The organism is Microbacterium sp. (assembly GCF_051953575.1).
Lineage (GTDB): Bacteria > Actinomycetota > Actinomycetes > Actinomycetales > Microbacteriaceae > Microbacterium.
Genome location: NZ_JBQCIP010000074.1, coordinates 1 through 9,797, shown reverse-complemented (window position 1 = coordinate 9,797; position 9,797 = coordinate 1). Strand labels below are relative to the sequence as shown.

The 9,797-nt window shown below is 70.4% G+C and carries 9 protein-coding genes; 4 read left to right on the top strand and 5 right to left on the bottom strand.

Features of this window, described 5'->3' with window-relative positions; all coding sequences use genetic code 11:
* Positions 1-2,021: DEAD/DEAH box helicase (locus tag ACTHNQ_RS05420; protein ID WP_440331788.1), on the top strand; the 2,021-nt coding region annotated here is incomplete at its 5' end.
* Positions 2,021-3,592, top strand: a complete 1,572-nt coding sequence (gene lnt / locus ACTHNQ_RS05415) for an apolipoprotein N-acyltransferase (RefSeq protein WP_440331786.1) — start codon at positions 2,021-2,023, stop codon at positions 3,590-3,592. The genes ACTHNQ_RS05420 and lnt, both read left to right, overlap by 1 nt.
* Positions 3,593-3,595: 3 nt before the next feature.
* On the opposite strand, the gene ACTHNQ_RS05410 is transcribed toward lnt, so the two are convergent.
* From ACTHNQ_RS05410 to ACTHNQ_RS05395, 4 genes are all read right to left on the bottom strand, one after another.
* On the bottom strand, positions 3,596-3,970 hold the full coding sequence (locus ACTHNQ_RS05410) for an RNA polymerase-binding protein RbpA (RefSeq protein WP_345543147.1): 375 nt from the start codon (positions 3,968-3,970) through the stop codon (positions 3,596-3,598).
* Positions 3,971-4,096: 126 nt separating this feature from the next.
* Complete coding sequence (locus tag ACTHNQ_RS05405) at positions 4,097-4,873, bottom strand: glycerophosphodiester phosphodiesterase family protein (protein ID WP_440331784.1); 777 nt, start codon at positions 4,871-4,873, stop codon at positions 4,097-4,099.
* Positions 4,870-5,832, bottom strand: a complete 963-nt coding sequence (locus ACTHNQ_RS05400; protein WP_440331782.1) for an SPFH domain-containing protein — start codon at positions 5,830-5,832, stop codon at positions 4,870-4,872. Before ACTHNQ_RS05400 ends, ACTHNQ_RS05405 begins: the two co-directional genes overlap by 4 nt.
* Positions 5,829-6,314, bottom strand: coding sequence for an NfeD family protein (locus ACTHNQ_RS05395; protein ID WP_440331780.1), 486 nt, complete (start codon positions 6,312-6,314; stop codon positions 5,829-5,831). Before ACTHNQ_RS05395 ends, ACTHNQ_RS05400 begins: the two co-directional genes overlap by 4 nt.
* Before the next feature lie 42 nt (positions 6,315-6,356).
* Here ACTHNQ_RS05395 and ACTHNQ_RS05390 point away from each other — a divergent pair, with 42 nt between their 5' ends.
* Positions 6,357-7,142, top strand: coding sequence for an SDR family oxidoreductase (locus tag ACTHNQ_RS05390; RefSeq protein ID WP_440331778.1), 786 nt, complete (start codon positions 6,357-6,359; stop codon positions 7,140-7,142).
* A gap of 3 nt (positions 7,143-7,145) precedes the next feature.
* Positions 7,146-9,128, top strand: coding sequence for a S9 family peptidase (locus ACTHNQ_RS05385; RefSeq protein WP_440331776.1), 1,983 nt, complete (start codon positions 7,146-7,148; stop codon positions 9,126-9,128).
* 63 nt (positions 9,129-9,191) lie between these two features.
* Here ACTHNQ_RS05385 and ACTHNQ_RS05380 read toward each other — a convergent pair whose 3' ends face one another.
* On the bottom strand, positions 9,192-9,749 hold the full coding sequence (locus tag ACTHNQ_RS05380) for an HdeD family acid-resistance protein (protein WP_440331774.1): 558 nt from the start codon (positions 9,747-9,749) through the stop codon (positions 9,192-9,194).
* Positions 9,750-9,797: the final 48 nt, after the last annotated feature.

The window sequence follows — 9,797 nt, the reverse complement described above, 5'->3', positions numbered from 1 at the left end:
GGTTCCGCGGGGCGGTGTGGGAGGAGGTCATCATCCACCTCGCGCCCAGTGTGCGGCTCGTGTCGCTGTCGGCGACGGTATCCAACGCCGAGGAGTTCGGTGACTGGCTCGACACCGTGCGCGGTGACACCGAGGTGATCGTCTCAGAGACCCGTCCGGTGCCGCTGGAGCAGCACGTGCTGGTGCGCGGCGACCTGCTGCCGCTCTTCGACGACCGCGCCGGCATCGCCACCGCGCAGGTCAACCAGGAGCTCATGCGGATCCGGTCGTTCAAGGGCTCGAACTACGACAACAACCGCCGCGTGCAGTCCGCGAACAGCGCGCGCCACGCCGGGTACGAGGCATCCCGCCGCCGCCCGAACCGCGGCATGAAGCGCCCCGTGCGCTCGGCGAACGTGCAGCGCATCGAGCGGATGGACCGCCCGGATGTCGTGGAGCTGCTGTCGCGGGCGAACCTGCTGCCGGCGATCTTCTTCATCTTCAGCCGCGTCGGCTGCGATGCGGCGGTGCAGCAGGTGCGGCGATCGGGTGTTCGGCTGACGACCCCGGACGAGCGGCGCGAGATCCGCGAGCTCGTCGAGGAGCGCACGCGCACGCTGCTCGAAGAGGACCTCGCGGTGCTCGGATTCTGGGAGTGGCGCGACAACCTCGAGCGCGGTGTCGCGTCGCATCACGCGGGCCTGCTGCCGGCGTTCAAAGAGGTCGTCGAGGAGCTGTTCCAGCGCAAGCTCGTGAAGGTCGTGTTCGCGACCGAGACGCTCGCCCTGGGCATCAACATGCCCGCGCGCACCGTGGTGCTGGAGAAGCTGGAGAAGTTCAACGGCGAAGCGCGCGTGGCCATCACGTCGGGGGAGTACACGCAGCTCACCGGCCGTGCGGGACGCCGCGGCATCGACGTCGAGGGGCACGCGGTCATCCAGTGGACCGAAGGTCTCGACCCGCAGGCGGTCGCCGCGCTGGCGTCGCGCCGCACCTATCCGCTCAACTCCAGCTTCCGGCCGACCTACAACATGGCCGTGAACCTCATCGATCAGTTCGGCCGCGCGAAGGCGCGCGAGATCCTGGAGTCGTCGTTCGCGCAGTTCCAAGCGGACCGCGCCGTCGTCGGCATCGCCCGGCAGGTGCGCGAGCTCGAGGAGTCGCTCGCCGGATACGCCAAGGCGATGACCTGCGACCGCGGCGACTTCGCGGAGTACTCGCGCATCCGCCGCGAGCTCAGCGACCTCGAGAAGACGAACCGCAAGGACGCGAACGCGTCGCGCCGCACCCGGGATGAGCGGCAGCGGCAGATCGCGAGCCTGCGCAAGCAGATGCAGCGGCACCCGTGCCATTCGTGCCCGGACCGCGAGCATCACGCCCGCTGGGCCGAGCGCTACTGGCGCATGAAGCGCGACGTCGACAAGCTGCGGCGCCAGATCGAGACCCGCACCGGCACCGTCGCCCGCATCTTCGACCGGGTGGTCGACGTGCTCGGCGCCCTCGACTACGTGGCGGTCTCGGACGACGGCGCGACCTCCCTGACGCCGTCCGGCCGCACGATGCGCCGCATCTACGGCGAACGCGACCTCCTCGTCGCGGAGTCGCTGCGTCGCGGCATCTGGAAGGACCTGGATGCCGCCTCCCTCGCCGCGCTCGCGTGCGCGCTCGTCTACGAGCCGCGGCGTGACGACGGCGGCCCGGGGGAGCGCGGTCTTCCCCGCGGAGCGTTCCGTCCGGCCTTCGACGCCACCCTCACCCTGTGGCAGGAGCTCGACGACCTCGAGCGCGAGCACCGCCTGCCGGGCTCCGAGCCGATCTCTGCGAGCCTCTCGGGCGCGATGCACACGTGGGCACGCGGGGGGACCCTCGACCGCGTGCTGATCGAGGCCGACATGGCCGCCGGAGACTTCGTGCGCTGGTCGAAGCAGACCATCGACCTCCTCGACCAGCTGTCGGTCGTCGCCGACCAGCCGATCGCCGGCACCGCGCGCAAGGCCCTCGACGCCGTGCGCCGTGGCATCGTGGCGTACTCGGGGGTGTGATGGGCCGCCCGCCCCTGCCCCGCCCGCTGCTGCCGCTGTGGGCCGCCATCATCGCTGCGGCCGTCGGCGGCCTGGCGCTGACGACGGCGTTCCCGGCCCTGGCGTGGTGGCCCATGGTGTTCGTCGCGATCCCGCTGACGCTCGTGAGCCTCATCGGGCGCCGGGCGTGGAGCGCGGTGCTCGTGGGCTTCGTGTTCGGCCTGGCGTTCTTCCTCGTGAACGTCTCGTTCACGGCGCGCTATCTCGGGCCGGTGCCGTGGCTCGCGCTGTCGTTCCTCGAGGCGGCGCTCACCGCGGTCGCCGCCGTGCCGATCGCTCTGGCCTACCGCTGGCTTCCGCGGGTGCGGGGCGGCGCCTGGGCGCGCCTGGTGGCCCTCCCGGCGCTCGTCGCGGCGCTGTGGGTGCTGCGGGAGCAGCTCCTGGGCACGTGGCCGTACGGCGGGTTCCCGTGGGGGAGGGTCGGCATCACGCAGGCCGACAGTCCGCTCGCGAGCGTCGCCTCGTGGGTCGGCGTCGCCGGGCTGTCGTTCCTCATCGTGATGCTGTGCGCGTCCGCCGTCGAGTGGGTGCGGCTCGGCCGGTTCCGCGACCTACGCACGCCGGTGCCGGCCGTGGTGCTCATCGTGCTCCTGTTCGCCCTGCCGCAGTTCCCGACGACGGATGCCGGCAGCATGCGCGTGGCCGCCGTCCAAGGCAACGGCCCGGCCGGCTACTTCGATGAGCGCGGCCACAACGACGTGCTGAACGCCCAGCTGTCGGCGACCGCGCCGCTGTTCGGCGAGGACGTGGACGTGCTGCTGTGGCCTGAGGGCGGCGTGGACTCCGACCCGACCATGAATCCGAGCACCGCCCGCACGCTCGACGAACTGGCGGCGCGCATCGACGCCCCGCTCATCGTCGCGGCCGTCACCCAGCGCGGTGACGAGTACTTCAACTCGTCGCTGCTGTGGGAGCAGGATGCCGACAACCCGGTGGACGTGTACGACAAGCGGCATCCTGTGCCGTTCGGGGAATGGGTGCCCGACCGCGGGTTCTACCGGCTCTTCGCACCGGAGCTCATCGACCTCATCCAGCGTGAGTACACCCCGGGTGGAGCGCGACCCTACTTCGACGTCGATGGCGTCGGTGTCGGCCTCGCCATCTGCTTCGACGTGATCTACGACGACGTGGTGTGGGACGGCGCGAAGGACGGCGCCGAGGTGTTCATGTTCCAGACGAACAACGCCGACTTCCGCGGCACCGACGAGAACCTCCAGCAGCTGGCGTTCGCCCGGATGCGGGCGGTCGAGACCGGCCGCTCGGTGGTCAACATCTCCACCGTCGGCACGAGTCAGATCATCGCGCCGGACGGCTCCGAGATCGCCGGCATCCCCGCCGACACGGCCGGGCACATGCTCGAGGACGTTCCGCTGCGCACCGGCCTCACACCCGCCGTCCTCGCCGGAGCGGGCATCCAGCTGCTGCTCGTGTGGGGCGCGGTCATCGGGCTGCTGGCGGTCGGGGTGCTCGGCCGCCGGCGCAACGCGAAAGCGCCGGCCCCCGAAGGGACCGGCGTCGCAGGAATCGACTGAGCGTCAGGCGCTGAGCTTGGCGGCGTCTTCTCCGCCGCGGCGGGCCCGCAGGTAGGCGAGGCGCTCTTCGAGGAGCTCTTCGAGCTCGGGGATGGTGCGGCGCTCCAGGAGCATGTCCCAGTGGCTGCGGGGCGTCTTGTCGCCCGAGTGGTCGACGGTGGCCGTGCCCTCGCCGACACGCAGGAGCGCCTCGGCACCACAGGTGCGGCACTCCCAGGCCGGCGGGACCTCGGCATCGGCCGCGAACGTCAGGGTCGTGTCGCGTCCGCACGTCGAACACGTGTAGATGTGCTGTGCACGCTCATGGAACACGACGCCCTCTTCGCTCTGTAGGCTCTGGGCGCCGAGTCGGATGCCGCGCAGGCTGCGGTCTGCCATTTTGTGGTCCTCTCGTCGCTGTACAGGTATAACGAAGTGACCTGAGCGGATCATCCGAAGCGGGTCTGTTCAACGACCTTTCACAGTGGATGCACAGCGGGGAGGCACGCGGGCCATGCCCGTGTGCTACGAGAGCAGGTCGAGGGCGATGTCGGCGCGATCGGTGACGATGCCGTCGACGCCCAGTTCGACGAGGCGACGCATGTCGGCGGGCTCGTTGACGGTCCACACATGGACCTCCACCTCATGCCGGTGGGCGGCCGCGAGCAGGCGCGGCGTCACCACGCGCAGCCGCCGCTGACGTTCGGGGATCTGGAGGGCGTCGATGCCCCGCAGTGCCCGCGCCACGAGCCGATCGGACCGGGTCGACAGCGCCGCGAGAAGTCGGGCGATGGTCGCCGTGCCGGCTGAGGTCGCCGGAAGGATGCCGCCGCCCGCTGCCGCGGCTGCTGCCAGGGCCGCTCGTCTGCGGTCGTCCGAGAAGCTGGTCAGGAGCACGCGGTCACCGTAGGGCGCGACGGTCGTGCCGACGGCGGTGGCGGCATCCATCGCCTTCACGTCGAGGTTGAACCGCACGGTGGGGAACGCGTCGAGGGCCTGCGCCAGCGTGATGAGACCGCCGCGGCCGGCCATGAGCGTCTCGAGTTCAGAAACGGTGACCTGGGCGATCCGCCGTGGGTCGCCGGTCACACGGGTGAGGTCCTCGTCATGGAAGAGGACGACGACCCCGTCAGCGGTCAGGTGGCAGTCCGACTCGACGTACGTCGCACCGGCCGAATGCGCGGTGGCCACGGCGGCGAACGAGTTCTCGACGATCCCGCTCTCCGCCGCATCCGGAGTCACCAGTCCGCGATGCGCGAGCACGCGCGGAGTCTCCGCCCCCGCGAACCAGGGGTGGGTCACGGTGCGGTGTCGGAGCCCCGGTCGATCGAGCCCGTGGCCGACGGGCGCGCCTTGCCGGCGGCATCCGCCATCACACCCGCGAAGGACCCCGACAGGCCCTTGAGCGCTTCGGTGAACTCGCTCGGGATGATCCACAGCTTGCTCGAGGCGCTGTCGGCGATCTTCGGCAGCGTCTGCAGGTACTGGTAGGCGAGCAGCTTGTCGTCGGGGTTGCCCGAGTGGATGGCGTCGAACACCGTCTGGATCGCCTCGGCCTCACCCTGCGCGCGCAGCACCGCAGCCTGCTTGTCGCCCTCGGCACGCAGGATCTCAGCCTGCCGGCGTCCCTCGGCCTCGAGGATCTGCGACTGCTTGGAACCCTCGGCGGTCAGGATCGCGGCGCGGCGATCGCGCTCGGCGCGCATCTGCTTCTCCATCGAGTCCTGGATCGACAGCGGCGGATCGATCGCCTTGAGCTCGACACGACCGACGCGGATGCCCCACTTGCCGGTGGCCTCGTCGAGTACGACGCGCAGCTGCCCGTTGATGTTGTCGCGGCTGGTGAGGGCCTCTTCGAGGTTGAGGCCGCCGACGACGTTTCGGAGAGTGGTCGTCGTGAGCTGCTCGACGGCGCCGAGGTAGTTCGCGATCTCATAGGTCGCGGCACGGGCGTCGGTCACCTGGAAGTACACGACCGTGTCGATCGAGACGACGAGGTTGTCTTCGGTGATCACCGGCTGCGGTGGGAACGAGACCACCTGCTCGCGCATGTCGATGAGAGGGCGCAGACGGTCGATGAACGGGACCAGGAGGTTCAGCCCGGGGGAGAGCGTCTTGTGATACCTGCCGAGGCGCTCGACGATCCCGGCGCTCGCCTGCGGAATGATGCGGATCGACCGGAAGATGACGACCAGCACGAAGATGAAGACCGCGATCGCGAGGATCCACCCGATGGCGGTGGGGATGATGGAGTCGTTCACAGGTGGGGCTCCTCAGCGGGGTTGAGCGGTTCGGGGGTGCGCACGATCGCGGTGGCGCCGTCGATGCGGCTGACCAGGATGCGCGTACCGGGTTCGAGGTCGCCGCGTTCCGCACGGGCGGTCCACACATCGCCGTTGACGAGCTTGACCTGCCCGCTGTGGGCTCCCACGGTCGAGAGCACCGTCCCGGTGAGACCGATGAGCCGATCGACGTTCGACGGCGTCGGGTCCTCGCCGCGTCGCAGACGCCGCAGGAGCGGCGGCCGGAGGAACAGGATGAGCAGGGCGCCCGCCGCGGCGGCGATGATGACCTGCAGCCAGATGGGGGCGCCGAGCAGGTCTGCGCCGAGTCCGGCGAGCCCGCCGATCGACAGCATCAGGAACGTGAAATCGAGCGTGAGCATCTCGATCACGAGGAAGACGAGGATCAGGACGAGCCAGCCGATCCACGCCCATTGCTCGATGGTCTGGATGAGCTCCACGGTGCGCCTCCTTGCGTCGAACCTACCAGGTAGGGTCGTTCCGTGACCGAGTCAAACAACCCGACTTCCACCCCGATTCCTGCTGGTTCGCTGAGCGGCAAGACCGCCCTCGTCACCGGCTCGTCGCGAGGCATCGGCGCCGACACCGCCCGCTACCTCGCCGAGGCCGGCGCGAACGTCGTCATCAACTACCGCAACAAGGCGCCGCGTGCCGAGAAGCTCGCGGGCGAGCTGCGCGAGCTCGGCGTGCAGACGCTCGTCGTGGGCGCGGACCTCACCGACGAGGCATCCGTTCAGGCGATGTTCGACGAGGTGCAGCGCGCGTTCGGCGGGCTCGACATCCTCGTGCTGAACGCCTCGGGCGGCATGGAGTCGGGCATGGCCGAGGACTACGCGCTGAAGCTGAACCGCGACGCGCAGGTGAGCGTGCTCGAGACGGCGCTGCCGCTGCTCGGCGAAGGTTCGCGCGTCGTCTTCGTCACGAGCCACCAGGCCCACTTCATCCGCACCACGCCGACGATGCCGGAGTACGTGCCGGTCGCCCTCTCCAAGCGCGCCGGCGAGGATGCGCTGCGCGAGCGGATCCCGGCGCTCACCGAGCGCGGCGTCGAGTTCGTCGTCGTGTCGGGCGACATGATCGAGGGCACCATCACCGCGACGCTCCTCGAACGAGCCAACCCGGGAGCCATCGCCGCGCGCCGCGAGGACGCCGGAAAGCTCTACAACGTCGCGGAGTTCGCGGCAGAGGTCGCCGCCGCCGCCGTCGAGCCGGTGCCGGCCGACAACACCCGCCTCATCGGCGACGTGTCGTCGTTCGTCGCGGAGTGACCGGTGCGCGCCGCTGACATCGAGACGCTGATCTCCGTCTCGCGCCCCGACATCGCGCCCGACGGCTCGTTCGCCGTCTTCGCGACCTCGCGCCCCGACATCACCGCCAACCGCGGCGTCGGCCAGGTGTGGCGCGTGGAGCTCCCCGACGGCACGCCCCGCCGCCTCACGCGGGGCACCGCCGACGGCGCCCCGCGCCTGTCGCCGGACGGCAGGCGCCTCGCGTTCGTGCGCGGCGACGCGAAGGGCAAGCCGCAGGTGCACGTCGTCCCCGCCGCGGGCGGCGAGCCGGTCCAGGCCACCGAGGCCGTCCTCGGCGTCGAGGAGTACGCGTGGTCGCCGGACGGCGCCTCGATCGCGTTCCTCGCACGGGTGCCCGAGAAGGGCCGCTACGGCAGCGTGGAAGGACTGGATGCCGCCGCCGAGTCGCCGCGGCACATCACAGGAATCCGCTGGCATGCGAACGGTCTGGGCTACATCGGAGACCGCCCCTCGCACGTCTTCGTGATCGCCGCCCCGGATGTGGACGCCGAGCCCTTCTACGAGCCGGCTGCCGCGGTGCGCGGCGACGACGAGCCGGCGCCGAAGAAGAAGCTCGTGGCCGCCGAGGCGCGGCAGCTGACCGAGGGCACGACGTCGCACGCCGGGCTGGCCTTCTCGGCCGACGGCCGCGAACTGGTCACCTCGACCGACGAGATCGAGTCCGCCGTCCGCGACCTGCGCACGCGGCTCGTCGCCGTCGCCGTGGACGGCTCGGGCGAGCGCGAGGTGCTGGGCGTCGACGCCGGCCTGTCGGTGTTCGACATCGCGGTCGCCGACGACGGCGCGGTCGGGGTGCTCGCGCACGAGGTCGGCGACGGGCGGGACTTCGTCGCCCCGCGTGTCGGGCTGTGGCTGCTCGAGGCCGACGGCCCGCGCCGCCTCACCGATGCCGACGAGGTGTATCTCGGCGACGGCCACCTCAGCGCCGACGGTGACGACTTCCTCGCACACGACGGCACTCGCGGACGCGTGCGTCTGCTGCGGGTCTCGCGCACCGGTGCGGTGTCGGAGGTTCTGGGCGGCGACGTGGAGGTCGGCGGCCACGCCGCAGCCGGCGACCGCGTCGTGGCAGCCGTGGCACGCCCCGACTCGTTCGGCGAGCTGGTGCTCATCGACGGCGGCGTCGCGCGCACCCTGACCGACTTCGGAGCGGGGGCCGTGGCATCCGGGATCTCCCTCCCGCGCGAGCTCACCGTGACCGGCCGCGACGGCTATCCCGTGCACGGCTGGGTCGCCACGCCCGAGGGCGAGGGCCCGTTCCCGGTGATCCTGCAGATCCACGGCGGACCGTTCGCGGCGTACGGCGTGCATCTCTTCGACGAGACGCAGGTGCTCGTCGACGCCGGGTACGCCGTCGTCTACTCCAACCCCCGCGGATCCTCGGGCTACGGTCCGGCGCACGGGCGCAGCATCCGCCAGCAGATGGGCACCGTCGACTTCGCCGACGTCATCGACTTCCTCGAGGGCGCCATCGCGTCGGACGAGCGCCTCGACGGCGATCGGGTGGGTGTGCAGGGCGGCTCGTACGGCGGATACCTGACCGCCTGGGTCATCGCCCACGATCACCGGTTCGCCGGCGCGATCGTCGAGCGCGGCTTCCTCGAGCCCGTGTCGTTCCAGGGCACGAGCGACATCGGCTCGTTCTTCGGCGACGAGTACGTCGGCGTCTCGGCGGAGGACATCGCCCGCCAGAGCCCGATGGCGGTCGTCGGGCAGGTGACGACGCCGACGCTCGTGATGCACTCCGAGCTGGACTATCGCTGCCCGCTGGAGCAGGCCACCAGGTACTTCTCGGCGCTCAAGCGCCAGGGCACCGAGGCCGAGATGCTGGTGTTCCCGGGCGAGAACCACGAGCTCACCCGCTCGGGTCAGCCGCGGCATCGCGTGGAGCGGTTCGACGCCGTGCTCGACTGGTGGGCCCGCCATCTGCCGGTCGGCAGCTGACCACGGATGCGAGAAGGCCCCGGGAGCGGATGCTCCCGGGGCCTTCTGCCGTTCGGCCTCGGATCAGAGGTCGCCCTTGAAGGTGAAGGCGCGAACGATGTTGATGATGCCGAGGACGATGAGCGAGATGCCCAGGATCCACCAGAGCACGAGCGTGCCCCAGACCGGCGAGAAGAGGACGATGATACCGGCGATGATGCTCAGGATGGCGAAGAAGATCGACCAGCCCTTCGACGCCGCGTCACCGAGCGTCGACAGCGCCACGATGCCCTCGACGATCCACATGATGCCGACGAGGATGCCGATGAACAGCGCGAGCCATGCCGTCGACGCGGTGAGGTTGAACAGCGCCACGACGCCGGCGATGATGAACAGCACGCCGAGCAGGATGTGGCCGACGCGCGCCCACCCGCCCTTGGTCTTGGAGAAGATGCCGAGTCCGGCGTAGACGAGACCCGCGGCGATGGCGTAGATCGCGATGATGGCGGTGACGACCGCGGCCGTCTTGCCCGGCCAGACCAGGATCAGGATGCCGACGATGAGGGCGAGGACGCCGCCGATGCCGAGCGCGGTGCGGATTCCGTTGACGGCCGACTTCTCGGCCTCGGATGCGGTGGACATGAGAGGTCCCTTTCTGAGAGTTCCCTGAATGTAATGCGGCTAAAGCCT

Coding starts and splice junctions, on each gene's coding strand:
- lnt (WP_440331786.1), top strand. CDS start 2,021: ATGGGCCGCCCGCCCCTGCCCCGCCCGCTGCTGCCGCTGTGGGCCGCC.
- ACTHNQ_RS05380 (WP_440331774.1), bottom strand. CDS start 9,749: ATGTCCACCGCATCCGAGGCCGAGAAGTCGGCCGTCAACGGAATCCGC.
- ACTHNQ_RS05410 (WP_345543147.1), bottom strand. CDS start 3,970: ATGGCAGACCGCAGCCTGCGCGGCATCCGACTCGGCGCCCAGAGCCTA.